The sequence below is a fragment of the Terrabacter sp. R4-6 genome (assembly GCF_057529065.1).
On record NZ_CP197224.1, the window covers coordinates 727,545 to 753,811 of the forward strand.

Annotated in this window: 22 protein-coding genes; 5 read left to right on the forward strand and 17 right to left on the reverse strand. The window is 72.1% G+C overall.

Translation table 11 applies throughout. The features are described from left to right. Positions 1-7 precede the first annotated feature (7 nt). From gltX to ACSSS0_RS03465, 3 genes are read right to left on the reverse strand one after another with little or no spacing between them, the layout of a single operon-like run. On the reverse strand, positions 8-1,624 hold the full coding sequence (gene gltX / locus ACSSS0_RS03455) for a glutamate--tRNA ligase (protein ID WP_487230067.1): 1,617 nt from the start codon (positions 1,622-1,624) through the stop codon (positions 8-10). 33 nt (positions 1,625-1,657) lie between these two features. Then, positions 1,658-2,437 (reverse strand): fumarylacetoacetate hydrolase family protein, encoded by a 780-nt coding sequence (locus ACSSS0_RS03460; protein WP_020142824.1) that lies wholly within the window; start codon positions 2,435-2,437, stop codon positions 1,658-1,660. A 41-nt stretch (positions 2,438-2,478) separates the two neighbouring features. Next, positions 2,479-3,957 carry a SagB/ThcOx family dehydrogenase gene (locus ACSSS0_RS03465; RefSeq protein WP_487230068.1) on the reverse strand — a complete coding sequence of 493 codons (1,479 nt, stop codon included), beginning with the start codon at positions 3,955-3,957 and terminating at the stop codon, positions 2,479-2,481. 70 nt (positions 3,958-4,027) lie between these two features. Between ACSSS0_RS03465 and ACSSS0_RS03470 the strand changes: the two genes are divergently transcribed. Next, positions 4,028-4,912, forward strand: coding sequence for a 3-methyladenine DNA glycosylase (locus ACSSS0_RS03470; RefSeq protein WP_487230069.1), 885 nt, complete (start codon positions 4,028-4,030; stop codon positions 4,910-4,912). A gap of 45 nt (positions 4,913-4,957) precedes the next feature. On the opposite strand, the gene ACSSS0_RS03475 is transcribed toward ACSSS0_RS03470, so the two are convergent. The 3 genes from ACSSS0_RS03475 to ACSSS0_RS03485 form a co-directional block, all read right to left on the reverse strand. Next, on the reverse strand, positions 4,958-5,857 hold the full coding sequence (locus ACSSS0_RS03475; protein WP_487230070.1) for a hypothetical protein: 900 nt from the start codon (positions 5,855-5,857) through the stop codon (positions 4,958-4,960). Between the two features lie 435 nt (positions 5,858-6,292). Next, entirely contained in the window at positions 6,293-6,733 is a 441-nt protein-coding gene (locus tag ACSSS0_RS03480) for a VOC family protein (RefSeq protein ID WP_487230071.1), read from the reverse strand. 191 nt (positions 6,734-6,924) lie between these two features. Further along, positions 6,925-7,482, reverse strand: a complete 558-nt coding sequence (locus ACSSS0_RS03485; protein ID WP_435985298.1) for a TetR family transcriptional regulator — start codon at positions 7,480-7,482, stop codon at positions 6,925-6,927. Positions 7,483-7,604: 122 nt separating this feature from the next. On the opposite strand from ACSSS0_RS03485, the gene bioB reads away from it, so the two are divergent. Genes bioB through bioD form a run of 4 tightly spaced genes read left to right on the forward strand, consistent with a single transcriptional unit; the run spans position 7,605 to position 12,018 of the window. After that, positions 7,605-8,681, forward strand: a complete 1,077-nt coding sequence (bioB, locus tag ACSSS0_RS03490; protein WP_487230072.1) for a biotin synthase BioB — start codon at positions 7,605-7,607, stop codon at positions 8,679-8,681. Next, complete coding sequence (bioA, locus tag ACSSS0_RS03495) at positions 8,674-10,014, forward strand: adenosylmethionine--8-amino-7-oxononanoate transaminase (protein WP_487230073.1); 1,341 nt, start codon at positions 8,674-8,676, stop codon at positions 10,012-10,014. The genes bioB and bioA overlap by 8 nt, the downstream gene beginning before the upstream one ends. After that, positions 10,011-11,309 (forward strand): 8-amino-7-oxononanoate synthase, encoded by a 1,299-nt coding sequence (locus ACSSS0_RS03500; RefSeq protein WP_487230074.1) that lies wholly within the window; start codon positions 10,011-10,013, stop codon positions 11,307-11,309. The genes bioA and ACSSS0_RS03500 overlap by 4 nt, the downstream gene beginning before the upstream one ends. Further along, positions 11,302-12,018 (forward strand): dethiobiotin synthase, encoded by a 717-nt coding sequence (gene bioD / locus ACSSS0_RS03505; protein ID WP_487230075.1) that lies wholly within the window; start codon positions 11,302-11,304, stop codon positions 12,016-12,018. Before ACSSS0_RS03500 ends, bioD begins: the two co-directional genes overlap by 8 nt. Here bioD and cimA read toward each other — a convergent pair. The 11 genes from cimA to ACSSS0_RS03560 all read right to left on the reverse strand — a co-directional run bounded on the left by cimA (position 11,997) and on the right by ACSSS0_RS03560 (position 26,235). Beyond that, on the reverse strand, positions 11,997-13,577 hold the full coding sequence (gene cimA, locus ACSSS0_RS03510) for a citramalate synthase (protein WP_487230076.1): 1,581 nt from the start codon (positions 13,575-13,577) through the stop codon (positions 11,997-11,999). The genes bioD and cimA overlap by 22 nt on opposite strands. Before the next feature lie 386 nt (positions 13,578-13,963). Then, the gene (locus ACSSS0_RS03515) at positions 13,964-14,677 is read right to left on the reverse strand and encodes a gamma-glutamyl-gamma-aminobutyrate hydrolase family protein (protein WP_435985292.1); all 714 of its coding nucleotides are present in this window, start codon (positions 14,675-14,677) and stop codon (positions 13,964-13,966) included. A 31-nt stretch (positions 14,678-14,708) separates the two neighbouring features. Beyond that, positions 14,709-15,476 (reverse strand): 3-oxoacyl-ACP reductase, encoded by a 768-nt coding sequence (locus ACSSS0_RS03520; protein WP_487230077.1) that lies wholly within the window; start codon positions 15,474-15,476, stop codon positions 14,709-14,711. A 51-nt stretch (positions 15,477-15,527) separates the two neighbouring features. Then, a complete protein-coding gene (locus ACSSS0_RS03525; protein WP_487230078.1) occupies positions 15,528-16,901 on the reverse strand; it encodes an aldehyde dehydrogenase family protein in 1,374 nt (457 codons plus the stop codon). Then, positions 16,898-18,265, reverse strand: coding sequence for a glutamine synthetase family protein (locus ACSSS0_RS03530; protein WP_487230079.1), 1,368 nt, complete (start codon positions 18,263-18,265; stop codon positions 16,898-16,900). The genes ACSSS0_RS03525 and ACSSS0_RS03530 overlap by 4 nt, the downstream gene beginning before the upstream one ends. Before the next feature lie 19 nt (positions 18,266-18,284). Beyond that, entirely contained in the window at positions 18,285-19,013 is a 729-nt protein-coding gene (locus ACSSS0_RS03535) for a FadR/GntR family transcriptional regulator (protein ID WP_487230080.1), read from the reverse strand. A 53-nt stretch (positions 19,014-19,066) separates the two neighbouring features. Further along, on the reverse strand, positions 19,067-21,538 hold the full coding sequence (locus ACSSS0_RS03540) for a GcvT family protein (protein ID WP_487230081.1): 2,472 nt from the start codon (positions 21,536-21,538) through the stop codon (positions 19,067-19,069). Further along, positions 21,535-22,491 (reverse strand): phosphotransferase, encoded by a 957-nt coding sequence (locus ACSSS0_RS03545; RefSeq protein WP_487230082.1) that lies wholly within the window; start codon positions 22,489-22,491, stop codon positions 21,535-21,537. The genes ACSSS0_RS03540 and ACSSS0_RS03545 overlap by 4 nt, the downstream gene beginning before the upstream one ends. Beyond that, positions 22,488-24,080: an amino acid permease gene (locus ACSSS0_RS03550; protein ID WP_435985285.1), complete on the reverse strand. Its 1,593-nt coding sequence runs from the start codon at positions 24,078-24,080 to the stop codon at positions 22,488-22,490. The genes ACSSS0_RS03545 and ACSSS0_RS03550 overlap by 4 nt, the downstream gene beginning before the upstream one ends. A gap of 200 nt (positions 24,081-24,280) precedes the next feature. Next, the gene (locus ACSSS0_RS03555; protein ID WP_487230083.1) at positions 24,281-25,099 is read right to left on the reverse strand and encodes an HAD hydrolase family protein; all 819 of its coding nucleotides are present in this window, start codon (positions 25,097-25,099) and stop codon (positions 24,281-24,283) included. Positions 25,100-25,116: 17 nt separating this feature from the next. Next, on the reverse strand, positions 25,117-26,235 hold the full coding sequence (locus ACSSS0_RS03560; protein ID WP_487230084.1) for a branched-chain amino acid aminotransferase: 1,119 nt from the start codon (positions 26,233-26,235) through the stop codon (positions 25,117-25,119). Between the last annotated feature and the right edge of the window lie 32 nt (positions 26,236-26,267).

Sequence of the window (26,267 nt, forward strand, 5' to 3'; positions counted from 1 at the left end):
CGTGTCCTCAGATCGAGTCGCGCAGCGACCGGAGGCGGCTCAGGGTCGAGGTCTTGCCGAGGATCTCCATCGACTCGAAGAGCGGCGGCGAGATGCGCGCCCCCGAGACGGCCGTGCGCAGCGGGCCGAAGGCGAAGCGCGGCTTGATGCCGAGACCGTCGACGATGGCGGCGCGGAGCGCCTCCTCGATGCGGGCGGCGTTCCACGGGCTGCCCGTGCCGAGGACGCCGGTGCCGTGGTCGTCGATGTCGCCGAGGACCTCGAGGGCCGCGTCGAGCACGGCGGGGGCGTCGTCGTTGAGCTGCGCGCGGGCGTCCTCGTCGATGACGAGCTGGTCGTCGGCGACGAAGAAGGGACGGACGAGCGCGGGCGCCTCGGTGAGCAGGGCCATACGGGTCTGGATGAGCTCGGCGACGGACTTGAGGCGCGCGAGCTCACCGAGCGACTGCGTCTCGCCGAGGACACCGTCGGCGACCAGGTAGGGAAGCAGACGGCTCGCGAACTCGCCCACCTCGAGCGACCGGATGTAGACGCCGTTGAGCCAGTCGAGCTTCTTGAGGTCGAAGATCGGACCGATCGGGTTGACCTTGGCCCAGTCGAACGTGCGGCTGAAGTCGTCGAACGTGAAGACCTCGACGTCCGTGCCCTCGGCGTCCTGCTGCGGCGGATAGGCAAGCAGCGCAAGGAAGTTGACGAGGGCCTCGGGAAGGTAGCCCTGCTCGCGGAACCATGTGAGGCGCGCGGCGGGGTTCTTGCGCTTGGAGATCTTGGACTTGTCGGTGTTGCGCAGCAGCGGCATGTGCGCGAACGCCGGCGGCTCGAGCCCGAGCCAGCGGTAGAGCAGGACGTGCTTCGGCGTCGAGCTGATCCACTCCTCGCCGCGCACGACGTGGGTGATGCCCATGAGGTGGTCGTCGACGACGACGGCCAGGTGGTACGTGGGGAACCCGTCGGCCTTGAGGATCACCTGGTCGTCGGGGCGCGGCGCCGAGACCTTGCCGCGGATGACGTCGTCGAAGACGAGCGGCACGTCGTCGGGGATGAGCATGCGCACGACCGGGGTCTCGCTGAAACCGGGCAGCGCGGCGCGCTCCTCGCGGGTCTTGCCGACGCAGAGACGGTCGTAGCCGGTCGGCTGCTTCGTCTTCTGCTGGATCTCGCGCATCTGGTCGAGGCGCTCCTTGGAGCACCAGCAGTAGTACGCGTGGCCGTCCTCGAGGAGCCGCTCGACGTAGGGGCGGTAGGTCTCGAGACGCTCGGACTGGCGGTACGGCGCGAAGGGCCCACCGATGTCCGGGCCCTCGTCCCAGTGCAGCCCGAGCCACGCGAGGGTGTCGTAGAGCTGCGCCTCGGAGTCCTCACGGAAGCGCGCGCGGTCGGTGTCCTCGACCCGCAGGACGAACTGGCCGCCCTGCTGCCGGGTGAAGGCGAGGTTGAAGAGCGACATGTACGCCGTGCCGACGTGCGGGTCACCGGTCGGCGACGGCGCGACGCGGGTGCGCACCGGGCCGGAGCCGTCCGAGGTCGAGACGCGCGCGCCCTCCTCGGTGCGGATCTCGACGAGCTCGCCGGCGTCGCTGGCGGTGGAAGACGGCATACCTGTGCTGGTGGTGTTGTCGCTCATGGTGCGACCCAGCCTAGTGGGAGCCCGAAAGGGTCAGCGACGCACGAAGGTGTTGGTCAGCGACCCGATACCCGCGATCTCGACGGTGACCTGCTGGCCGGCCTCGACGAGCCCGACCCCCGCCGGGGTGCCGGTGAGGATGACGTCACCGGGCAGCAGCGTGAAGGCCGCCGAGGCGTACTCGATGATCGTCGCGATGCCGTGGATCATGTCGGCGGTCGTGCCGTCCTGCTTCACGTCGCCGTCGAGCGTCGTGACGATCGAGAGGTCGGCCGTGTCGAGCTCGGTCTCGACCCACGGGCCGAGCGGGCAGCTCGTGTCGAAGCCCTTGGCGCGGGCCCACTGGCCGTCGCTGCGCTGCCAGTCGCGCGCCGTGACGTCGTTGGCGATGGTGTAGCCGTAGATGCACTCGGCCGCGTCCTTGGCCTTGACACCCTTGGTGATGGTCTTGATGACGACCGCCAGCTCGCCCTCGTAGGAGATCTCGCTGCTCCCGGCCGGCAGGACGACCGGGTCGAACGGACCGACGACGGCAGTGTTGGGCTTGAAGAACATCATCGGCTCGGCCGGAGCCTCGCCGCCCATCTCCTTGGCGTGGTCGGCGTAGTTCTTGCCGATCGCGACGATCTTGGAGCGCGGGATGACCGGCGCGAGGAGGCGCACGTCGTCGAGCATGACGGGCGGCTGCCCGCTCGGCTGGAGACCGATGTAGAGCGGGTCGCCGGCCAGCGGCGTGATCACCTCGCTGCCGGGGTCGCCCTGGACGATGCCGTATGCCGGGTCGTCCCCGGTCGTGAACCTCGCGATGCGCACGCGCCCACCCTACGACGGGTGGGGCTTGGCCGCGGAGGCGGTCAGCGCGGCCAGACGATGGTGACGTCGGCCGGCGACCCGGGCTGCCCGCTGGGTCGGGTGCGGTACTCCGGCACGCCGACGCACGTCCACAGCAGACCCGCCACGTCCGTCCCGAGGAGGTGGGCGAGGTCGGAGTCGCGGAAGGTCATGCCCGACGCCGCCGCGCCCAACGCGTACGCCATGAGGTGGAGCCGGCCCTCGGCGAGCCCGGCGAGCAGCTGGGCCTCGCGGTAGCCGTGGTCGTCGAGCCCGTCGAGCCCGTCGAGCCCGTCGAGGGGGATGCCGCTCATGGCGACGAAGGAGGCGTCGCGGGCGAGTCCCTGCTCGAGGGCGGCCGTGAAGAGCTCGTCGCGGACGGACGGCTCGTCGAGCGGGCGCACGGGCGACGCGAGGTCGGGCCAGCGGTGGATCCCGGTCGGGACGTCGTCGACGCCGCTGACCCCCACCCAGTGCGGCACGTCGATGCCGCGCAGCGAGGCGCTCATCGCGTCGACGAGCACGTGGCGCGGCAGGGAGCGCTCGGGGTGGAGCCGGCGGATCGACCCCTTGCTGACGACGACGGCGTCGGTGCTCGGGCCGCCCTCGGAGGTGAGCTCGACCGGCGCCCCGCGCTCGAGCTCGGCGCCGAGCGTGCGCTGCTCCCCCGCGCGCTGCGCGGCCGTGACGAGCGGGAACTCGAGGCCGTCGGCGTCGTGGTGGCCCGACATCGGGTCGCCGGTCAGGTGCACGGCCGGGTCTCCGGGGCCGAGCGCCACGAGGGCTACCGGGAACTCGTGCACGCGGTCAGCGCCGACGAGCGCTGCCACCTCGGCGTCGGGGAAGGCGGTGAAGAGGCGCGCCGTCAGGCCTGCCGAGTCGGCGAGGGCGAGCGTCTGGGCCAGCATGGTGCCGGCGTCCCAGTAGACGTGGCGGAAGCCGCGCTCGCGGTAGCGCCAGCCGGTGCGCCACGGCACCCCCGTGACGACGACGGTCAGGGCGTCACCCGACGGCGGCGGGCCGAGCACGACGAGAGCATGGGCCTCCGGGTCGTACCAGTGCAGTCCCGGCTCCAGCCCGTCGACCGCGGCCCCGCGCGGGACGGCGACGTAGAGCTCGAGCGGGAAGCGGGCCCCCGCGGAGCCCGCGGCGCGGAAGAGCATGACCCCGCCGTCGGGCCGCCTCGTGCGCCGGGTGACCCCGGACGACAGGTAGAGCAGACGGGCCAGGCCGGGGAGGTCGAGCCGGCTCGGCTCGACGTCCGCCGTGCCCGCGAGCACGGCGGTGGCGGGAGCCGAGGACGCGGGGAGGTCCGGCGGCAGGAGGACGCGCCGCAGGTCGTCGTCGTAGCGCTTGTAGGACTGCGGTCGCCGCGTCACGTCGTTGGGCACGAGGTCCTGGACGAGCCGGTCGTCGTCGGGGACCTCCGTCCACTCCCGCTCGGGGGTGTAGGAGGTCAGGCGGTGCAGCAGGTGGGTGGGCCGCTCGGCGTCAGGTGCCATGAGGCCATCCTGCCGTCGCGGCAGCCCCGCGCGGTGGGGTTCGGCGCCGGGAGTCGCCTACCCTCGTGGGGTGCAGGTCCTGGGTGAGCCGGAGTGGCGAGAGCGGACGGCGGCGCACGAGGCGCGGGTCGACGCCGCGACGTCGGCGCACCTGGCCCGTCGTCGTGACCACCGCACGCACCCGGTCGAGGACTTCCTCTTCACGTACTACTCCTTCAAGCCCGCGCAGCTGCGTCGTTGGCACCCCGGGGCCGGGACGTGCATCGCGGAGGCTGCTGACGCGCCGCACGCGGAGTGGCGGTTCTACGCGGTCCGGGGCGACGTCGTCGGCGTGGACGTCGAGGCCTTCACCGCGGCGCGCGGCGACACGTTGCGCTTCGTCCGCGAGCTGCTCGTGCGCACGGCGGGTCGGCCGGCGCGGTTCGGTTGCTTCGGGCTGCACGAGTGGGCCATGGTCTACCGGCTCGACCCGTCCGACGTGCGCCACTCGGGGTGGCCGCTGCGGCTCGGTGCCGCCGGGACCGACGCCGTGGTCGAGAGCCACCAGGTGGCCTGCTCGCACTTCGACGCGTACCGCTTCTTCACGCCCGAGGCGGCGCCGCTCAACGCGTTGGCGCCGACCCGCGAGCTCCAGTCGGAGATGGAGCAGCCGGGCTGCCTCCACGCCGGGATGGACCTCTACAAGTGGGCGCACAAGCTCGTGCCCGCGGTGTCGAGCGACCTCGTCATGGACTGCTTCGAGCTCGCCCGCGACATCCGGGCCCTCGACATGCGCGCGGCCCCCTACGACCTGCGCGAGCTCGGCTACGAGCCGGTGCGGATCGAGACCGCCGAGGGCAAGGCGGAGTATGCCGCCGCGCAGCGCGGCTTCTCGGCCCGCGGTCAGGCGCTCCGCGCCCGCCTCGTCGACGCCATCGACCGCATCCCTACCGCCGCCGCGGCACCACGACCGTGATCCGCCGCCCCGGCGGGGCCAGCCGGATGGTGCCGGGGTCACCGGTCACCAGTCGAGTCCGCCTCGGAACCAGTGCGTGCCGTCCAACAGCACGGTGGGCGAGCCCGGAGCGCCCACGTCCTCGAGCACGATGTGCGTCCAGTCGTCCTCGTGCCCCCGGGCCCAGGCCAGCCACCGACCATCGGGAGAGAAGGCCGGGGAGGAGTCGTTGATCCCGGACTCGTAGTCGGCAGCCGTGTCATCGGTGACCCACGCGACGGTCCCGGCTCCCCCGCTCCCCGGGATCGGCAGCGTGACGACGGCGACGTCCATCTGCAGCAACGGGGTACCGTCCTCGTGCGTCGACGCGCAGGGACGGGTGGCGCTGAAGGCGATCCGTGTGCCGTCGGGCGACCAGTCCGGGCTCGCGGGCCACGCGCACCCGGGGGCCACGTCGGTGAACGCGGCTGCAGTCAGGGGCGGCCCGCCTGCCAACACCGCCTCGACGGCAGAGGCGGGCGCGACGACGAGCTGGCTCAGCGACCAGTCTCCCGTGCCCGGATCCTCCCGGTAGAGCGTGGCAGCGAGGCCACCGGTGGCATGCCAGGCCGGCTCACCGAGGTGGTCGCCGGGGGCTACCGCCGTCAGTGGATGCACCGTGCCGGCCGGCACGTCGACGGCCACGAGGTCGTCGCGCCACCCCGTGTCGTCGGACTCCGACCGCGCGACCGCACAGATGACGGTGCTCGCGTTCTTCCAGACCGGCGTCGTCCCCTCGACGGGCAGGTCCGCGACCGGCGCGCCGGCGGACGACAGCACGGGCAGGTGCGTCGGCACGACGGCGTCGCTGCTCATGAAGACCAGACGGCTGTGGTCCGGCGACCAGGACGCGTCACGGTCGGAGATGAACGGGCTTCCGGACGACTGGTCGGTGAAGCGCCGCACGGCACCGGTCGCCACGTCCACCCGAAGATGTCCTCCTGCGACGTCGGCTCGGTGCCGTCGATGGTCCACGCGAAGAAGAGGATCTCCCCGGTCGGGGCGCCGTGGCCGTGGCCGTGGCCGTGGCCGTGGCCGTGGCCGTGGCCGTGGCCGTGGCCGTGGCCCGTCGCCGGGCCCGGCCCGTGTCCGTGGCCCGGCGTGGGTCGCCGGCCCTGGCCGGTCCTGGGCCCACCCTCGTGCACCCACTGCCCGCGCTCGGCAGCACCCGGCGGCCACCACCCCGACGGACCGTGTCCCTCTCTCGACGTCCTCGTGCGACCTGTGGTCATGGGAAACCCCTCCTGGATCTGCTCGACTCCCTCCACCGTGTCACCGGACGCACTGCCCGGACGCGGGATGGGGCGAACCGGACGGATGTCACATCCGGGCTCGCGTGAGCAGGGCTCCGACTCCCGGGCGTCAGCGTGCCCGGGCGGCCTTGGGGGGCTCTGCGGGTTCGGCGGGCTCGGGAGGCTCGGAGTCGTCGACGTAGAGACAGAACGGGTGGCCCGCGGGGTCGAGCAGCACGCGGACGTCCTCCTGAGGCTGGAAGTCGGCGAGCTCCGCACCCACCTCGACGGCATACGCCACGGCGGCCTCGAGGTCGTCCACCTCGAGGTCGAGGTGGAGCATCATGATCGGCTTGCCCGGCTCACTGGGCCAGACCGGGCGCACGTAGTTCCTCTCGGTCTGGAACGACAGGTTGTAGCCCGCGGTCTCCGACGGCGCGAGCGTCGCCCAGTCGGGGGTGTCCTTGTAGAGCGTCCAGCCCAGCAGTCGCTCGTAGAAGTGCGCGAGCACGGAGGCGTCAGGGGCGTCGAGCACGACGCCGAACCAGTGCTTCGTCGTTCGTAGCGGCATCACCCCAGCATGCCAAGGGCGAACGCCTCGGAGGTGGGGAGAAAGGTGCCGACCGACGTATCAGCCGTGACGCCACTCGCTCTGAGGGGTGTCGGCGAAGGTCCAGGCACGCGCGTCGACGATCTCCACCCTTCAGGGGGTGGTGCTGGGCGGGGCCTGGACCGCCCAGCACTGACGACGTCCGGGGACGCTCAGCGGGAGGTCGCGAGCCCCCGGACGATGACGGAGAGCCCGACCTCGAAGGCCTTGGCCTCGGTCGTCGCGTCAGGCGCCGGGAGATCGGGGTCGACGGACGCGGCAAGTGCTCGATCCTGCTGCCCCGCAACGGATCCCAGGATGTGGTGCACGACGAGTGCCGCCACCTCGTCGCGCTCGGAGGCCGGCGCCCCGGCGTCGTGGACGAGGCGGGCGATGTCGCGGAGCGCGCGAGCGGCACCCGGCTCGACGGCATACGCGAGCCCGACGACGTCGGCGGCGTCCGGAACCTGCACGAGCGCGTCGCGCACGGCGACGGCCAGGCCGACGAGCGCGTCGGCTGGCGGGCGGTCGCCCGACGGGGCCGGGATCTCGGCGAGCAGGACGTCGGCCACCTCGACGAGCAGCTCCTGCTTGTTCGCGACGTGCCAGTAGAGGGCGCCCGGGGCGACGCCGAGCTCGCGGGCGAGGCGGCGCATCGACAGGTCGCCGAGGCCGTAGCGCCGCAGCAGGTCGACGGCGGTCGCGACGACCTGGTCCCGACTGAGTGCCACGCGCTCCCCTGCCCTCGACGGACGGGTCCGGCGGACCCGCGTTGACAGCCGAGCCTAGCGACTCGGCATACTGAACACCGTTCAAGTTGAACACCGTTCAACGCAGCGCGCAAGGAGCCCGCATGACCCGCCGATTCGACGATCTCGCCGACGCCGTCCTCGCCGGCACCCCCGCGACCCCCGACGACGCCCTCGACGTCCTGCGCGCCACGGACGAGGAGCTCCTCGCCGTCGTCGCGGCCGCAGCACGCCTGCGCCGCAAGCACTTCGGCAACACCGTCAAGGTCAACTACCTCGTCAACCTCAAGTCCGGTCTCTGCCCCGAGGACTGCCACTACTGCTCGCAGCGCCTCGGCTCGCAGGCCGACATCCTCAGATACACCTGGCTCAGGCCTGACGAGGCGATCGAGCAGGCGGCCGCCGGACTGCGCGGCGGCGCGACCCGGATCTGCATGGTCTCGAGCGGACGCGGACCGACCGACCGCGACGTCGAGCGCGTGGCCGGGATGGTCGGCGCCCTCAAGCAGGAGCACCCCGACGTCGAGGTCTGCGCCTGCCTCGGCCTCCTCAAGGACGGCCAGGCGGAACGGCTGCGCGAGGCCGGCGTCGACGCGTACAACCACAACATCAACACCGCCGAGTCGCACCACGACGACATCGTCACGAGCCACACGTACGCCGACCGCGTCGACACCGTGACGAAGGCGAAGGCGGCGGGCCTCTCGCCGTGCTCCGGCCTCATCGCCGGCCTCGGCGAGACCGACGAACAGCTCGTCGAGGCGCTCTTCGCCCTCCGGGACCTCGGGTCCGACTCGATCCCCGTCAACTTCCTCATGCCGTTCGACGGCACCCCGCTCGAGGGCACGTGGGAGCTGACGCCCGGACGCTGCCTGCGCATCCTGGCCATGGCGCGGATCGTCTGCCCCGACAAGGAGATCCGCATCGCCGGGGGGCGCGAGATGCACCTGCGCTCGCTCCAGGGCCTCGCACTCCACGTCGCCAACTCGCTCTTCCTCGGCGACTACCTGACGTCCGAGGGGCAGGCCGCGGAGGCCGACCTCGAACTGATCCGTGACCACGGTTTCGTCGTCCTCGGTGCCGACGAGTCCACCACCCGTCCGGCACTCCCGTCCGCGGCCACGCACGACCCGGCCAAGCGGCGTCGGGGGGCCGGCACCGACCTTCCCGCCAATGCCTGAGCCACTGGGGTCCCCGCTCACGGCCCGTGACCGCGGGCTCGTCTGGCACCCCTACGCCCCCCTCGACGGGCCCGAGCCGTATGCCGTCGAGGGCGCCTCGGGCGTCCGCCTGACCCTCACGTCACCCGACGGAGAGCGGTTCGAGGCCGTCGACGCGATGGCGTCGTGGTGGTGCGCCGTCCACGGCTACCGCAACCCCATCCTCGACGCCGCGGCCCACGAGCAGGTCGACCGCTTCAGCCACGTCATGTTCGGGGGGCTGACCCACGAGCCCGCGGTCCGGCTCGCCGAGCGCCTCACGGCGATGGCCCCCGGACCGATGGCGCACGTCTTCTTCGCCGACTCCGGCTCGGTCTCGGTCGAGGTCGCCCTCAAGCTGGCCCTGCAGTACCAGGCCGCGCGAGGACGTCCCCACCGCCACCGGTTCCTCACCGTGCGCGGCGGCTACCACGGTGACACCTTCGCGGCGATGAGCGTGTGCGACCCCGTCGACGGCATGCACTCGGCCTTCCCGGGCGCCCTCGCCCGCCAGGTCTTCGCCCCGAGACCCCCTGCGGCACGCCTCGTCACGACGGCGACCGGCGAGGACCACTGGGAGACCGACCGGGCTGCGCTCGAGGCCTGGGCCGCCGAGGTGCGCGTCCTCGCACAGACGCACACCGACGCGCTCGCCGCGGTCGTCGTCGAACCGGTCCTCCAGGGCGCCGGTGGCATGCACGTCTACCACCCCGACTGCCTGCGGGTGCTGCGCGAGGTCGCCGACGACCACGGCCTGCTCCTCGTCGTCGACGAGATCGCGACCGGATTCGGTCGCACCGGTCGGCTCTTCGCCTCGGAGTGGGCCGACGTCGCCCCCGACGTCATCTGCGTCGGCAAGGCGCTCACCGGTGGATACCTCTCTCTCGCAGCGGTGCTCATGACCAGTCAGGTCGGCGAGGCGATCACGCGATCGGAGTTCCGAGCCCTCCTGCACGGCCCGACCTTCATGGCCAACCCGCTCGCGTGTGCGGTGGCCAACGCGTCCGTCGAGCTCGTCGAGACCACGTGGAAGGACCGTGTCCCCCGAGTCGGGCGTCTCCTAGCCGAGCGTCTCTCTCCCGCTGCCGCACTCCCCCACGTCGCCGACGTGCGCACGCTCGGAGCCGTCGGCGTCGTGCAGCTCACGTCTCCGGTAGAGGTCGCCCGCGTCACCCGCGCCGCGCTGCGCCGCGGCGTCTGGGTGCGCCCCTTCCGCGACCTCGTCTACACGATGCCCCCCTACGTCTGCACCGACGACGACGTCCGGCTCATCGCCGAGGCGGTCGTCGGCGCTGTGGCGGAGGTCCACGGATGAGCGGCTGGGACACGTGGCTGGCGGAGCGCTCCGATCTCCGGGCCGAGCGCGGCACCGAGCGCTTCGACCCCGTCCTGCGGCTGGGCGGCCCTCGGCCCGGGTCTCGTGACCCGCTAGACCTCGCCTCGAACGACTACCTCGGCCTGTCCCGCGACGACCGGGTCGTGGCCGCCGCGCACGCGGCGCTCGACCGCTACGGGGCGTCGGCGACCGCGAGCCGGCTCGTCACCGGCACCCTTCCCGTCCACCGCGACCTCGAGGCCGCCCTGTGCCGGCTGACGGGCCAGCCGAGCGCGCTCGCCTTCTCGACCGGGTATGCCGCCAACCTCGGGGTGCTGACGGCGCTCAGCGGGCGCGGGGCCGAGATCCTCCTCGACGCCCACGCGCACGCCTCCCTCCACGACGCCGCCCGCATGTCCCGGGTGCCCTACGCCACGTTCGCCCACAACGACGTCGACGCCCTCGACCGGGAGCTCGCCGACAGACCGGACCGGAGGGTCGTCGTCGCCGTCGAGTCCGTCTACTCGGTCCTCGGCGACGCCGCGCCCCTGAGGTTGCTCGTGGACGTCTGCCGCCGTCACGGCGCCCTGCTCGTCGTCGACGAGGCTCACGGCATCGGGGTGGCCGGCCACGGCCGCGGCCTCGTCCACGAGCTCGACCTCGTCGGGGCGCGGGACGTCGTCGTGACGATGACCCTGTCGAAGGCGCTCGGCTCGCAGGGCGGAGCGGTGCTCGGCTCGACCACCGTGCGCCACCACCTCGTCAACACCGCGCGCAGCTTCATCTTCGACACGGGGCTCGCGCCGGCGTCGGCGGCGGCAGCCTGTGCCGCCGCGGACCTCGTCGGCGACGACCCGAGCCTGGCGGCCGCGGTCCGCGCCAACGCCGCCACCATCGCGGCGATCTGCGGCATCGAGCGAGCGGCCGGTGCGGTCCAGTCGCTGCCGATGCCCTCGCCCGAGAGCGCCGTCGCCGCTGCCCTCGACCTGCGCGCCCAGGGCGTCCTCGTCGGCTGCTTCCGGCCGCCGAGCGTGCCCGACGGCGTGTCGCGCCTCCGGGTCACGGCCCGCGCCGACCTGACCGGCGCCGACCTCTACGAGGCTGCGCGGCACGTGGCCCGCGCGGCCGCGATTCACGGTGGGGCTCCCGGCCCCGGTACCGTCGAGGGGCCACGGGCAGGGGACGCTCCCTCCCCCGTCCGTGGCCTCCCGTCGGTCGCGGCCGTCGAGGGCGTGCAGCCACTGGCGCCACCCTCCCCGCTCGGGTCGATCCCACCGCACGGCGACGATGCCTGAGCCGCGCGTGCCCCGGGTCGTCGTCGTCACGGGCACCGACACCGACGTCGGCAAGACCGTCGTCACGGCGGCGGTCGTCGCGACGGCACGGGGCGCGGGACTGGGCGTGACGGCATACAAGCCCACGCAGACGGGGGTGGCACCCGGCGAGCCCGGCGACATGGCCGAGGTGGAGCGGCTGACCGGCGTCGCGACGGTCGAGGGAGTGCGCCTGAGGGCGCCCATGGCGCCGAGGCCGGCCGCCGCCCTCGAGGGCGCCGACCTCCCCACGCTGGCCGACCACGTGGCCCGCGTCGCGGATCTGGGCGTACGCCACGACCTCGTCGTCGTCGAGGGTGCGGGCGGCCTGCTCGTCGAGCTCACCGACGCCGGCGAGACGCTGGCCGACCTCGCGACGGCACTGCCCGACAGCGGCGTCGTCGTCGTGGCACGCAGTGCGCTCGGCACGCTCAACCACACGATGCTGACGCGAGAGGCCTTGTCCCACAGAGGAGTCCGGTCGCTCGGGATCGTCATCGGCGCGTGGCCCGACGACCCTGACGTCATCGAGACGACGAACCGCGACTACCTCGCCGCGCTCCTCGAGGGGCTCCTCGGTGCCATCCCCCTCGGGGCCCCGCACCACGACGCGTCGACCTTCGCCGCCGCCGCCCCCGGCTGGCTGCCCGGGCTCGCCGAGCGCCTGGCTCAGCGCCTCGGCACACCCTGACGCAGCAGGCCGTGCACGATGCCGTCGGTGAGGGCGCGCCAGGACGCTGCGAGGATGGAGCCGGCGACGCCGATGGTGTCCCACGACGTCTCGCCGTCGGAGGTCTCGATGAGCACGCGCGTCACGGCGTCCGTGCCGTGCGAGGCGTCCAGGATGCGCACCTTGAAGTCGATGAGCTCGATCTTCTCGATCTCGGGGTAGGCGCGGGCGAGGGCCTCGCGCAGGGCGTGGTCGAGCGCGTTGACGGGGCCGTTGCCCTCGCCGGTCGCGATGAGGCGGGCACCGTCGGCGCGCAGCTTGACCGTCGCCTCGGACGTCGCGTCACCCTCCCCGGAGGAGTCGGTGATGACGCGCCACGACTCGACCTCGAAGTAGTCGGTGCAGCCCGGCTCGAGCGCCTCGCGGAGCATCAGCTCGACGGTGGCGTCGGCGGCGTCGAAGGTCCATCCCCGCAGCTCGAGGTCCTTGACCTCGGCGAGCACCGCCGCGACGACGTCAGGCCGGTCGGAGAGGTCGAGCCCGGCCTCGCGGGCCTTGAGCTCGATGCTCGCCCGCCCGGCCATGTCGGAGACGAGGGTGCGCATGCCGTTGCCGACGAGCGAGGGGTCCATGTGCTGGTAGAGGTCGGGGTCGACCTTGAGCGCGCTCGCGTGCAGGCCCGCCTTGTGCGCGAAGGCGCTGGCACCGACGTAGGGCTGGCGGCTGTAGGCGGGGACGTTGGTCACCTCGCTGATGGCGTGCGCGATGTGCATGGCGCGCCGGAACGCGTCGGGCTCCATCGCGTCGAGCCCGAGCTTGAACTGGAGGTTGGCGGCGACGGTGAGCAGGTCGGCGTTGCCGGTGCGCTCGCCGTAGCCGTTGACCGTGCCCTGCACGTGGGTCGCGCCGGCGCGGACCGCCGCGACGGAGTTGGCGGCCGCGCAGCCGGTGTCGTTGTGGCAGTGGGCGCCGACCCGGGCCCCGGTCGAGGCGATGACGTCGGCGACGACCTCCTCGACCTGGTGCGGGAGCATGCCCCCGTTGGTGTCGCAGAGCACGACGACCTCGGCGCCGGCCTCGTGCGCGGTGCGCACGACCGACAGGGCGTAGTCGCGGTCGAGGTGCCAGCCGTCGAAGAAGTGCTCGCAGTCAAGGAAGACGCGGCGGCCCCGGCCGACGAGGTGGCCGACGGTGTCACGGACCATCTCGAGGTTCTCCCCGAGGGTCGTGCGCAGCGCCCTCTCGACGTGGCCGGTGTGGGACTTCGCGACGAGGCACACGACCGACGCCTCGGAGTCGACGAGGGCACGCACGAGGGGGTCCTCCGCCGCGACCCCGCCGGCGCGACGGGTGGCCCCGAAGGCGGCGAGGGTCGCGTGACGCAGGTCGAGCTCGGTCCTGGCCCGCTCGAAGAACTCGGTGTCCTTCGGGTTGGCTCCGGGCCATCCGCCCTCGATGAAGTCGACCCCGAGATCGTCGAGCAGCCCGGCGATGGCGAGCTTGTCCGACACCGAGAGGTTGAGCCCCTCCTGCTGGGCGCCGTCGCGCAGGGTGGTGTCGTAGACGTGCAGCGCTTCCATGACCTTCATTGTCCTCGGTCTCGGGGGTTCGGCCGACCGCCTGTTCAGGGGCGGGCGACGCGGGTGTGGCGGGCGGCCCGGTCTCTTCTCGTGGTCGCGGCGGCCGGGGTGGTGGCCTTCGCGGTGTCTCCGTCGGGGTGGTTCGGGAAACAAAAAGACCCCCCAGGGTTGGGAGGTCTGCGCGACGAGGGGTGCTCGTCGCGCTATTCGATAATGAGGGTGCCGGTGGGCACGGGTCGCTTCATCACACGCTCACGGTAGGGCTCGCGTAACGTCCGCGAAACACCACGTCCGGATCGTGGGACCGCCGTCCCACTCCGCGGCCCGGGTGACCCCGCCACCCACGTGGGCTGCGGCGCCACCTCGACCGGGCCGGACGGCATACGTCAGCGGCTCGTGGCGGCGGCCTCCACGAGGGCGCGGAAGAGGCGCGGGTCGGTGCCGACCTCCGGGTGCCACTGGACCGCGAGCCGGAAGAAGGCGCCCGGGTCCTCCATCGCCTCCAGCGTCCCGTCGTCGGCCCACGCCGAGGCCTCGTAGCCGGGATGGGTCAGGACGGACTGGTGGTGGTAGCTCGGCACGTCGGCCTCCTCGCCGAGGATCTCGGCGAGCCGGGTCCCGGCGACGGTGCGCACGGCGTGGTTGCCGTACGTCGCGGGGGCCGGCGAGTGCTCGTCGTGGCCGACGCGGTCGGGCACGTGCTGCTCGAGCAGGCCACCGGCGGCGACCGCCATGACCTGCATCCCCCTGCAGATGCCGAGGACCGGCAGGTCGGCTCCCGCCGTCGCCCGCGCGATGGCGAGCTCCGTCGAGTCCCGGTCGGGACGCGAGGCCTGGACGGAGGCGTGCCGTTCGTCCGCGTAGAGCTCGGGCGCGACGTCGACGCCACCCGCGAGGATGACGCCGTCGAGGCGCTCGACGATCGCGAGGGCCGTGCCGTCGTCGGCATCGGGGCGCGGCGGGATGACGACCGCGATCCCGCCCGCGTCCTCGACCTGGCGCACGTAGCGGTGCGGCACGAGGGCGCCGGGCACGTCGACCCAGCGACCCCACGACGCCCGCTCGACGTAGGCGGTGATCCCGATGACCGGACGACCCATGACGACCTCCTGTCCCAGCCTCCCACCGGCCTCAGAGCGGCGTCACGTACGCGCCCGAGATGCCGCCGTCGACGAGGAAGGTCGACGCCGTGATGAAGCTGGACTCGTCGGAGGCGAGGAAGAGCACCGCGTTGGCCATCTCCTCGGGCTCGCCGAAGCGACCCATCGGCACGTGGACGAGCCGCCGCGCGGCACGCTCCTCGTCCTTGGCGAAGAGCTCCTGGAGCAGCGGGGTGTTGACCGGGCCGGGACACAGGGCGTTGACGCGGACCCCCTCCCGGGCGAACTGGACGCCGAGCTCGCGGGACATCGAGAGCACACCGCCCTTGCTGGCGCTGTAGGAGATCTGCGACGTGGCCGCCCCCATGACGGCCACGAACGAGGCCGTGTTGATGATCGAGCCCTTGCCCTGCTCGAGCATGTAGGGCAGGGCGGCCTTGCAGCAGAGGTAGACCGACGTGAGGTTGACCTCCTGCACCTTGCGCCAGGCGTCGAGGTCGGTGTCGAGGATGGAGTCGTCCTCGGGCGGGCTGATGCCGGCGTTGTTGAACGCGACGTCGACCGAGCCGTACGTCTCCTTGGCCGTGCGGAAGAGCGTGTCGACGTCTTCCTTGCTCACGACGTCGACGCGCACGAAGGTGCCGCCGACCTCCTCGGCGATGCGCGTGCCGTTCGCCTCGTCGAGGTCGCCGATGACGACCTTCGCGCCCTCCTCGGCGAACCGCCGCACGGTCGCGAGCCCGATGCCCGAGCACCCGCCCGTGATGACCGCGACCTTGCCGTCGAGCCTGCCTGCCATGTGGATGTCCTTCCAGCCCAGTGGATCTGCGTGATGGAATCGTGTCGACCGTCAGTCGGTCGAGATGAAGACGTTCTTGACCTCAGAGAAGGCGTCGAGCGCGTCGGGGCCGAGCTCGCGCCCGATCCCGCTCTGCTTGAAGCCGCCGAACGGCGTCGAGTAGCGGACGCTGCTGTGCGAGTTGACCGACAGGTTGCCGGCCTCGACGCCGCGCGCGACGCGCAGGCCACGGCCGATGTCGCGGGTCCAGATCGACCCCGAGAGGCCGTATGCCGTGTCGTTGGCCTTGGCGACCGCGTCGGCCTCGTCGTCGAACGGCATGACCGCGACGACCGGCCCGAAGACCTCCTCCTGCCAGACCCGGTCGGTCGTCGAGCGCGGCAGGACGACGGTCGCGGGGTACCAGTAGCCGCTGCCCTCGGGGGCGTCCCCGCGGAAGGCCACGTCGACGTCCTCGGTGGCGTCCTCGACGTAGGAACGCACGGTGTCCCGCTGGCCGGCGCTGATGAGCGGCCCCATCTCGGCGGCCTCGTCGCGGGGGTCGGTGACGACGACGCCGCGCACCGCGGTCTCGAAGTGCTCCATGAAGGTGTCGAAGACGCTGCGCTCGACGAGGATGCGGCTGCGGGCGCAGCAGTCCTGGCCGGCGTTGTCGAAGACGCCGTAGGGCGCCCGCGCCGCGGCGAGCTCGAGGTCGGAGTCGGCGAAGACGATGTTGGCGCTCTTGCCGCCGAGCTCGAGCGTGACGCGCTTGACCTGGTCGGCGGCGCCGCGCATGATCCGCTGGCCGACCGCGGTCGAGCCGGTGAAGCACACCTTGCGCACGTCGGGGTGGGTGACGAAGCGCTCCCCCACGACCGCGCCCTTGCCGGGCACGACCGTGAGGACCCCGTCGGGGATCCCGGCCTCGAGGGCCAGCTCACCGAGCCGGACTGCGGTCAGCGGGGTCAGCTCGGCCGGCTTGAGCACGACCGTGTTGCCGGCGGCGAGCGCCGGCGCGAAGCCCCAGCCGGCGATCGGCATGGGGAAGTTCCACGGGACGATGATCCCGACGACGCCGAGCGGCTCGCGGAACGTGACGTCGATGCCTCCGGCGACGGGGATCTGCCGGCCGAAGTGCCGTTCGGGCGCGCCGGCGTAGTAGGCGAGGACGTCGCGGACGTTGCCCGCCTCCCACCGCGCGTTGCCGATCGTGTGGCCGGCGTTCTCGACCTCGAGCAGGGCCAGCTCCTCCTGGTGCTCGCCGACGAGGTCGGAGAAGCGACGCAGGAGCAGCGCCCGGTCGGCGGGGCTGACGGCGCGCCAGGCGGGGCTCGCGGCCGAGGCCCTGGCGATCGCGGCGTCGGTCTGCTCGAGCGAGGCGAGCTCGACGGTGCGGACCACCTCCTCGGTGGCCGGGTTGATGACGTCGTGCGTGGTGGTCACAGTCGCTCGAATCCTCTCCTGCGCTCCCAGTCGGTGACGGCGGCGTTGAAGGCCGTGATCTCGACGTCGGCGGCGTTGACGTAGTGGTCGACGACCTCGTCCCCGAAGGCCGCCCGGGCCATGGTCGACCCGGCGAGCAGGTCGCGGGCCTCCTGCAGCGTCGAGGGCACGCGCGGCTTGTCCGACGTGTAGGCGTTGCCCTCGAGGGCCGGCTCGAGCTCGAGCTCGTGCTCGATGCCGTGGAGCCCCCCGGCGAGCATGGCCGCGACGGCGAGGTAGGGGTTGAGGTCGCCGCCGCCGATGCGGTTCTCGACGCGCAGGCCGGCGCCGTGGCCGACGACGCGCAGCGCGCACGTGCGGTTGTCACGACCCCACGCCACCGTCGTCGGGGCGAAGCTCGCCGACGCGAACCGCTTGTAGGAGTTGATGTTCGGCGCGTAGAAGTAGGTCAGCTCGCGCTGCGTCGCGAGGATGCCGGCGAGGAAGTGCTCGAACATCGCGCTGTGCCCGTGCTCGCGCTCGTCGTCGACGAAGACGGTCTCTCCGTCGAGGCCGCGCAGCGACAGGTGGATGTGGCACGAGCTGCCCTCGCGCTGGTCGAACTTGGCCATGAAGGTGAGCGACTGCCCGTGGTGGGCCGCGATCTCCTTGGCGGCGTTGCGGTAGACGACGTGGTTGTCGCATGTTCGCACCGCCGTGTCGAACAGGAAGCCGATCTCGTGCTGGCCGTAGTTGCACTCGCCCTTGGCGCTCTCGACGACGGCGCCGGCCGCATACATCTCGTTGCGGATCTCGCGCAGCAGCGGCTCGACGCGGTCGCCCCCGAGGATCGAGTAGTCGACGTTGTAGCGGTTCGCGGGTGTCAGTCCCGTGTAGTTCGCGTCCCAGGCCTGCTCGTAGGACTCCTGGAAGACGATGAACTCGAGCTCGGTGCCGCAGTGCGCCGCCATCCCGAGGGCGGCGGCCCGGTCGACCTGGGCCTTGAGCACGGAGCGGGGCGACTGCGTGACCGGTCCGCTGCCGTCGAGCCACGTGAGGTCGCACTGGACCGTCGCCGAGTGACGGCTGCCCGGAGTGCGCCGCAGCGTGTCGAGGTCGAGGTCGAAGAACATGTCGCCGTAGCCGCGCTCCCACGAGGAGATGGCGTAGCCGTCGACCGTGTTCATGTCGACGTCGACGGCGAGGAGGTAGTTGCACCCCTCCGTGCCGTCCTCGAGCACGTGGTCGAGGAAGTAGTGGCCGTGCAGGCGCTTGCCCTGCAGGCGTCCCTGCATGTCGGTGAAGGCGACGACGACGGTGTCGATGTCGCCGGACTCGACCTCCTCGCGGAGCCGGTCGAGCGTGAGCGTGGGTGTGGGCGCCATGTCGTGCCTTCCTGTCGTCTCAGCCGATGAGGCCACGGAGCAGTGCGGAGGTCGCGTCGCAGTGCTCCTCCATGACCGCCCTGGCTCGTTCCGGGTTCCCGCCGAGGATGGCCCCGACGATCTGGTGGTGCTGGGCGTTCGAGTGCTCGATGTTGCGCCGGAGCACCGGGATCGCCATGAGCATGTCGTGCAGGGCCGCCTGCGACCGCGTCACGGCGTCGATGAGCATCGGCGAGCCGGAGAGCGTGGCCACGGCGAGGTGCAGCCGCGAGTCGGCGACGCGGTGCGCCGCGCCGTCGACCGCGTCGTCGACCTCGGCGAGGCTGTCGGTGAGCCAGGCCCGCTGGTCGCCGGCAAGGGGCTGGGTCGCCGCGAGCCAGGCGGCGCCGGGCTCCACGACGCGGCGGAAGGTCAGCGCGTCACGCATCGCCGCGCCGCTCCGCACGAACGCCCCGGTCGTGCTCGAGGGGAGCTCCGCAGCGTCGGTGACCCACGTGCCGCCGCCGCGACCGCGGCGGGTCGTCACGAGGCCCGAGTCGCGCAGGGCAGCGATCGCCTCGCGCAGCGTGTTGCGGCTGACGCCGAGCCGCTCGGCGAGCTCCCGCTCGGGCGGCAGCTGCTCGCCGCGCGTGAAGACGCCCAGCCGGATCGCCGTCGCGAGCTGCTCGACGGTGCCCTCGAAGACGTTCCCGGCCGCGGGGCGCAGCACGACGTCCGGGAGGGACGGCTGACGTACGGCTGCACTCACGTGTCGATCCAATACCGTCACCTCCACCTCGTCAATGGTCTGAGAAGGAACCATTAGGGCGTGTCGGACCCGGTTCTCCGGAGTCGCAGCCCCTGCGGGTCCAATGGCGCACGGAGCCCCACCGCCAGGAGGTGGCGGTGACCCGCGACGTCGATCTCCCACTCCCCCGTGCGTACCCACTCCCTCGTGGCCTCGCCCGTCTCACGGTCGCCCACGAGCGCCAGCCCGACGCCGGCCCCGACGGTCGCGCCCCACGCAGCGCTCGTCACCTGCCCGACGGGCCGCCCGTCCCTGAGGACGAGCTCACCGCCCCACGGGTATGCCGCCGGGTCCCCCACGACGAACGACACGACCCGTCGCGGCGGGGTCACGGCCCTCGCGGCCTCGACCGCTCTCCGGCCGAGGAAGTCGACGTCCGTGCCGAGCTTGCAGGCGAAGGTCAGGCCGGCCGCCACGGGTCCGGTCTCGGTCGTCAGCTCGCGTCCGAACGCGCGGTAGCCCTTCTCGAGCCGCATCGCCTCGATGGCGTAGTAGCCGGCCGGCCGGACCCCGAGCCCGGCACCGACCCGGAAGAGCTCGTCGTGGACCCCGGCCGCGAGCTCGGTCGGCACGTAGAGCTCCCAGCCGAGCTCGCCGACGTACGTGATCCGCGTGGCTCGCACGACGGCCGCGCCGAGACGCACCTCGCGGCTCGAGCCGAACGGGAACGACGCGTCGTCGAAGGCGTCGTCCGAGAGGGCGGACAGCAGGTCGGCCGAGCGCGGCCCCATGACGCCGAGGACGGCGTACGCGCTCGTGACGTCGACGACGCTCGCGTCGGCGCCGACGGGCACGTGCCGCCTCAGCCAGTCGAGGTCGCGCACCGTCGTCGCCGCGCTGCTGACGACGAGGAACTCGCGCTCGCCCGTCCGGGTCACGGTGACGTCGGACTCGTAGGTGCCACCGTCGTTGAGGATGCCGGTGTAGACCGTGCGCCCGACGGGTACGGCGACGTCGGCCGTGCAGATCCACTGCAGCGCCCGCTCGGCGTCCGCGCCGACGACGAGGTACTTCGAGAACGAGGTCTGGTCGAAGACGGCGACCGCCTCGCGCGTGGCCCGCTGCTCCTCGACGCACCAGTCGACCCAGGTCGGCCGCTCCCACGAGTAGTCGAGTCGGGGCGACTGCCCTTGCGGCGCAAAGACGTTGGCGCGCTCCCAGTGGTTGCGGGTACCGAGCACCGCCCCCTGCGCGACGAGCCGGTCGTGCACCGGAGAGAGCCGCTGCAGCCGTCCCGTGCCGGGCTCGCGGTTGGGCCACGGCACGGCGTAGTGCAGGCCCAGCACCTCGACGACCCGCTCGCGCAGCCAGGCGTTGTTGCCGGCGAGCGGCGAGAAGCGACGGACGTCGGCGCTGACGAGGTCGAGCGTCGGACGCCCCTCGACGACCCACTCGGCCAGGGCGCGGCCGGCCCCTCCCGCGCTCGCGATCCCCACGGAGTTGAAGCCGGCCCCGACGAAGAAGCCCGGCAGCTCCGGCGCCTCGCCGACGATGAACTGGTTGTCGGGCGTGAAGCTCTCGGGGCCGTTGTAGAACTTGCGGATCCCCGTCTCGGCCAGGACCGGGAGACGGTGGATCGCGCTCTCCATGAGCACCTCGAAGTGCTCCCAGTCCTCGTCGAGGAGCGCGAACTCGAAGGGGTACGGGATGCGGTCGGGCGACACCCACGGCTTGGCCTCGGGCTCGAAGCCACCGACGAGCAGGCCGCCCACCTCCTCCTTGACGTAGGTCCAGCCGTCGGGGTCGCGCAGCACCGGGAGGTCCCGGTGCACGCCCTCGACCGGCTCGGTGACGACGTAGAAGTGCTCGGCCGAGTGGAGCGGGACGTTGACCCCGGCCATCGCGCCGACGGCTCGCGCCCACTGCCCGGCGCAGTTGACGACGACGTCGGCCTCGACGTCACCGTGGTCGGTGCGCACCCCGGCGGCCCGCCCGTCACGCGTCAGCACGTCGGTGACGCGGACACGCTCGGCGACCCTCACCCCGAGCTGCCGCGCGCCCTTGGCGAGGGCCTGCGTGAGGTCGGTCGGGTTGGCCTTGCCGTCGCCGGGGAGCCAGATGGCGCCGACGACGTCGTCGATGCGAATGAGCGGGTAGCGATCGTGGGCCTGCTCCGGCGTCAGCAGCTCGCAGTCGAGGTCGTATGCCGCCGCGCTGGCTGCCGTGCGCCGCAGCGCCACCATGCGTTCCGGGGTGCGGGCCACGGTCAGGCCGCCGCAGACCCGGTAGCCGGTGCCGAGTCCCGTCTCGGCCTCGAGGCGCGAGTAGAGGTCGGTCGAGTACTGCACGAGCCGGGTGCCGGCCTCGCTCGCCCGCAGCTGCCCGACGAGTCCTGCGGCGTGCCACGTCGTGCCGCAGGACAGGGTGCCCTGCTCGACGAGGAGCACGTCGGTCCGCCCGAGATGAGCCAGGTGGTAGGCGACGCTGGCGCCGATGACCCCGCCGCCGATGACGACGACCTCTGCGCGAGAGGGGATCTCGGTCATCGTGGCGCTCCGGGGTCGTCGCCGGTGGCGGCGTCGACGAGCTGGCCGAGGCGCCGGCTGGTCAGCAGGGCGGCAGCCGGCTCGAAGCGCTCGGTCGTGAAGGCCCAGAAGTCGGCGTCGAGGTCGGAGACGCCGTGCTGGATCGCACCCCACAGCGTCCACGCGTACTGCCCGGCCAGCCCCCAGAGCTCGGCGCGCGCGAGCAGGCGGTCGCTGACGCGGCCGTGGTAGGCCTCGACGAGCTCCACGAGGTGGTCGTGGTCGAGCCGCGACTCGTTGACGAGGTTGCCGAGCTCGAACGCGGCCTCGTTGGTGCCGGAGTACTCGTAGTCGATGATCCGCACGTCCCCACCGTCGTCGAGGAAGTTCGCGGCGAGCAGGTCGTTGTGGCACGGCACGAGCGGGTCGGGGTGGACCCGCAGCGCCCGCTCGACGCGGGTCGATGCCTCCTCGAGCAGCCAGTAGCCCTCGGGGACCCGCAGGGCGCGCTCACGGACGATGGCGGCATACGACCTCCGGATGTCGAACATGTCGAAGCGCGAGGCGAACTCCGGGCCCTCGTGCAGCCGACGCAGGGACGCCGCGACACGGCCGAGGTTGGCAGCCACGTCGGCGGGGGCATACGTGCGTCCGGGGAGGAACTCGACGACGAGGATGCCCGCGCCGGGCACGTAGTCGACGACCGGGGCACCCACGCCCGCCTCGGCCGCCGCGATCGAGTTGAGCCACTCGTGCTCGTGGTCGACGGCGAGGAGCGCACTCGTCGGCGACGAGACGCGCACGACGACGTCGAGGCCGCCCGTGCGGACGCGGTAGTTGTGGTTGGTCAACCCGCCGGGAAGCTCCGTGACCTCGCTCGGCTGTCCGGCGTGGGACAGCCGAGCGAGGGCGGTGGCGAGCTGGTCGGCCGGACCGGGAGCGGGGTCCGGCCGGGCCCGCGGTTCCGTGGTCACTCGCTGAACGCGTCGACGACCTCGGGGTCGATGTTGCTCTTCGGTCCCTTGAACCAGTGCCGCGCCGAGACCCGCCACCACACGCCGAGCACGAGCAGGGAGCCCAACGTGAGGATGGGCGCGTAGTTGACGAACTTCCACTCGAAGCCGTCGGTGAAGGGCACCCCGCCGGGCACGAACGGCAGGATGAAGTAGATCGAGATGATCGCGATCTCGATGACGGCCACGAGGTTCATCCACTTGTACTTCGGCCCGTTGGTCCACGAGCCCGGCACGAACGCGTCGCCCATCTTCCACCGGAGCCAGATCGGGATGAGGAAGGCCAGGTAGAGGCCGATGACGGCCACCGAGACGACGGCGTAGAAGGCGGTCGGCACGATGAGCGGAGCCTCCTCGGTGCCGATGTTGACCTCGACGAGCGCGGGCAGCGTGATGATCGCGCTGACGACACCGACGAGCATGACGGCGTTGGCCGGCACCTTCGCCCCGGTCAGCGTCGACCACAGCCGCGAGCCGGGCACGGCGCCGTCGCGACTGAAGGCGAAGGTCATGCGCGAGGCGCTCGTCATACACGAGGTCGTGCAGAAGAACTGGCCGATGCACGAGATGGTCAGGATGGCGGCCGCCCACTTCGAGTCCATCGCGTGCGTGAAGATGTAGGCCACTCCCCCACCGCCGACGCCGACGTTGTCGGGCTTGCCGTCCGCGCCGTCCGGCACGGCGAAGAGGAAGCAGAGCAGGAGGATCCAGCCGCCGATGGCGGAGTAGAAGATCGAGCGCCAGATCCCTTGTGCGGCAGCCTTGGACGCCGCCGAGGTCTCCTCGGACAGGTGGGCGGAGGCGTCGAACCCGGTGATGGTGTACTGCGTCAGCAGGAGGCCGAACGGGACGACGAGCAGCCAGTACGTCGGCGAGCTCGTCGAGCCGTCGGAGTAGCCGGAGTTGTTGAAGCGCTCGGTGAAGACGTAGCTGAAGCTCTGGTGGTTGTCGGGCACGACGATGAGGATGAGGATGATGACCGCGGCACCGACGACGTGCCACCACACGGAGACGTTGTTCATGACCGCCATGAGGTGGCCGCTGAAGATGTTGAGCACGGCGGCCGCGACGAGCACGACGAGGAAGATCCAGAAGACACGGGTCAACGAGTAGCCGGCGGCATATCCCTCGGACCACGTGCTGAGGGCCAGGTCGATGAAGGTCGCGCACCCGTAGGCGACCGAGGCCGTGACGGCGACGAGCCCGATGAGGTTGAGCCAGCCGGTGAAGAAGCCGGCGCGCGCGCCGCCCATCTTGTTGGCCCACCAGTAGATGCCCCCCGAGGTGGGGTAGGCCGACACGAGCTCGGACATCGTCAGCCCGATGACGAGGATGAAGGCGGCCACGATGGGCCAGCCCCACGAGATCGCGATCGGGCCGCCGTTGTTGAAGCCCTGGCCGAACGTCGTGAAGCAGCCGGCCAGGATCGAGATGATGGAGAAGGAGATCGCGAAGTTCGAGAAACCCGACCACGACCGGTCGAGCTCCTGCTTGTAGCCGAGTTCCGCCAGTCGGCGTTCGTCGTCGGAGAGATCAGTTGCCTGAGCCATGCCCTGCACTCCCATCTTCGGTATGAAGTTGGACCGATGCTAGCGCCGCGGATCGCAGCCGAACAGACCTCCGAGAGACCTCTTCCGTGCTGGGACAGGCAGGTTTCCGGCGCCTTTCTGCCCGGTGACCGGGCCAAAGGAGCCACAACAGACCATTCGGACAGCGGGACCACCTCGCGGGCCGCCGGCGACACTGGGGGTCAGAGGTCGAGCGCCCACTCCAGGGTGCGCGCGACGCCGTCCTCGTCGTTGGACGCGCACGTGCGCGTCGCGGCGGCACGGGCGTCCGGGTGGGCGTTGGCGACCGCCCACCCCACCCCGGCCCACTCGAGCATCGGGACGTCGTTGGGCATGTCCCCGAAGGCCCACACGTCCTCGGCGCGGATGCCGGCCCGGGCGCACCAGCGCACGAGTCCCGCCGCCTTCGTGACCCCGGGGGCCGATATCTCGGCGAGACCCCCGGTGCCCGAGTGCTGCACGAGGGCGCGGCCACCGAGCACCTCGGCGACCCGCGGGATGACCTCGTCCTCGGGAAGGTGCTCGGTGCGGGCCAGCAGCTTGCCGACGACGGCCCCGGCCGGGAGGTCGTCGATGGGTGCGGGGACGAGGCCGTCGGGCACCCACCGGGGGTGCAGCTCGGGGTAGTTCGGCTCGGTGTGCACGCCGTCGCTCAGCTCGGCGCTGAAGCCGATCCCCGGCACGGCAGCGCGCAGGTCGGAGACGATCTCGAGCAGCAGGGCGCGTTCGAGCGGGTAGGACGCGGTGACGGTCCGCGTGCGCACGTCGTAGTCGAAGGCGCCGTTGGCGCTGATGACCGTGCCGTCACCGCCGACGGCGTCGGCGAGCGGGTCGAGCCACCGGGGTGGACGGGCCGTCACGAAGACGACGCCGATGCCGGCGGACTCGGCGGCGCGCAGCGCGGCGCCGGTCCGCGGCGAGATCACCCCGTCGGAGCGCAGCAGCGTTCCGTCGAGGTCGGTGGCGACGAGACGAGGCCGTGCCAACGGCGCGTCGCCCATGGGCGCCACTCCCCGTCTCAGACGAGGCGCGTCAGCCAGCCGTGCGAGTCCTCGGCGCGGCCGTACTGGATGTCGAGCAGCGTGGCGCGGATGGCCTCCGCGTAGCGGTCCTCGTGGCCCTCACGACGGTGGTCCACGGAGCCGCCGTCCCAGCGCAGCTCGCCGACGGGCGTGACGACGGCAGCCGTGCCGCAGGCGAAGATCTCGACGATGTCGCCGCTGGCCGCGCCCTCCTTCCACTCCTCGATCGGGATGCGCCGCTCCTCGGGCTCGAGATCGAGCTCCTTGGCGATCTCGAGGATCGAGCTGCGCGTCACCCCCTCGAGGATCGTGCCGGTCAGCTCGGGCGTGATGATGCGCCCGTCCTTGGTGACGAGGAAGAGGTTCATGCCCCCGAGCTCCTCGATGTACGTGTGCGTCGAGGAGTCGAGGAAGACGGCCTGGTCGCAGCCGTGCTCGATCCCCTCGAGCTGGCCGGCGAGCGAGCTGGCGTAGTTGCCGCCGCACTTGGCCGCGCCCGTGCCACCCTCGCCCGCACGCGCGTAGTCGGTGGAGATCCAGAGAGTGACGGGCTTGAGCCCGCCGGAGAAGTAGGCGCCGGCCGGGGAGGCGATGACGGAGTAGGTGACCTGCTGCGCCGGACGCACGCCGAGGAAGGCCTCGGAGGCGAACATGAAGGGACGCAGGTAGAGGCTCTTCTCCCCCGCGTCGCCGGCCGGGACCCACGCCTGGTCGACGCCGACGAGCTGGCGCAGGGACTCGATGAAGTCGGCCTCGGGCAGCTCCGGCAGCGCGAGCCGTCGGGCCGAGCGGGCAAAGCGAGCCGCGTTGGCCTCGGGGCGGAAGGTCCAGATCGAGCCGTCGGCGTGACGGTAGGCCTTCATGCCCTCGAAGATCTCCTGGGCGTAGTGGAGCACCGCCGCCGCCGGGTCGAGCTGGAAGGGACCGTAGGGCTTCACCTGCGCGCCGCCCCAGCCGGCGTCGGCGGTCCACGTCGCGACGACCATGTGGTCGGTGAAGGTCTTGCCGAAGCCGGGGTTCTCGAGGATCTCGGCGATGCGCTCCGGGGGGGTGGCGTCGTCGCGGCGCGTCACCTCGAACGACAGGGTCGAAGCCTTCGCGGCATCCGTGGACATGGCGCAACCTCCAAGAGCGATCAGCGGTGATT

Bases quoted from the DNA above. Each gene is read 5' to 3' on its own strand.
- gltX (WP_487230067.1), bottom strand. From the start codon at position 1,624: ATGAGCGACAACACCACCAGCACAGGTATGCCGTCTTCCACCGCCAGC.
- ACSSS0_RS03465 (WP_487230068.1), bottom strand. From the start codon at position 3,957: ATGGCACCTGACGCCGAGCGGCCCACCCACCTGCTGCACCGCCTGACC.
- ACSSS0_RS03480 (WP_487230071.1), bottom strand. From the start codon at position 6,733: ATGCCGCTACGAACGACGAAGCACTGGTTCGGCGTCGTGCTCGACGCC.
- bioB (WP_487230072.1), top strand. From the start codon at position 7,605: ATGACCCGCCGATTCGACGATCTCGCCGACGCCGTCCTCGCCGGCACC.
- bioA (WP_487230073.1), top strand. From the start codon at position 8,674: ATGCCTGAGCCACTGGGGTCCCCGCTCACGGCCCGTGACCGCGGGCTC.
- ACSSS0_RS03500 (WP_487230074.1), top strand. From the start codon at position 10,011: ATGAGCGGCTGGGACACGTGGCTGGCGGAGCGCTCCGATCTCCGGGCC.
- bioD (WP_487230075.1), top strand. From the start codon at position 11,302: ATGCCTGAGCCGCGCGTGCCCCGGGTCGTCGTCGTCACGGGCACCGAC.
- cimA (WP_487230076.1), bottom strand. From the start codon at position 13,577: ATGGAAGCGCTGCACGTCTACGACACCACCCTGCGCGACGGCGCCCAG.
- ACSSS0_RS03515 (WP_435985292.1), bottom strand. From the start codon at position 14,677: ATGGGTCGTCCGGTCATCGGGATCACCGCCTACGTCGAGCGGGCGTCG.
- ACSSS0_RS03520 (WP_487230077.1), bottom strand. From the start codon at position 15,476: ATGGCAGGCAGGCTCGACGGCAAGGTCGCGGTCATCACGGGCGGGTGC.
- ACSSS0_RS03530 (WP_487230079.1), bottom strand. From the start codon at position 18,265: ATGGCGCCCACACCCACGCTCACGCTCGACCGGCTCCGCGAGGAGGTC.
- ACSSS0_RS03540 (WP_487230081.1), bottom strand. From the start codon at position 21,538: ATGACCGAGATCCCCTCTCGCGCAGAGGTCGTCGTCATCGGCGGCGGG.
- ACSSS0_RS03550 (WP_435985285.1), bottom strand. From the start codon at position 24,080: ATGGCTCAGGCAACTGATCTCTCCGACGACGAACGCCGACTGGCGGAA.
- ACSSS0_RS03555 (WP_487230083.1), bottom strand. From the start codon at position 25,099: ATGGGCGACGCGCCGTTGGCACGGCCTCGTCTCGTCGCCACCGACCTC.
- ACSSS0_RS03560 (WP_487230084.1), bottom strand. From the start codon at position 26,235: ATGTCCACGGATGCCGCGAAGGCTTCGACCCTGTCGTTCGAGGTGACG.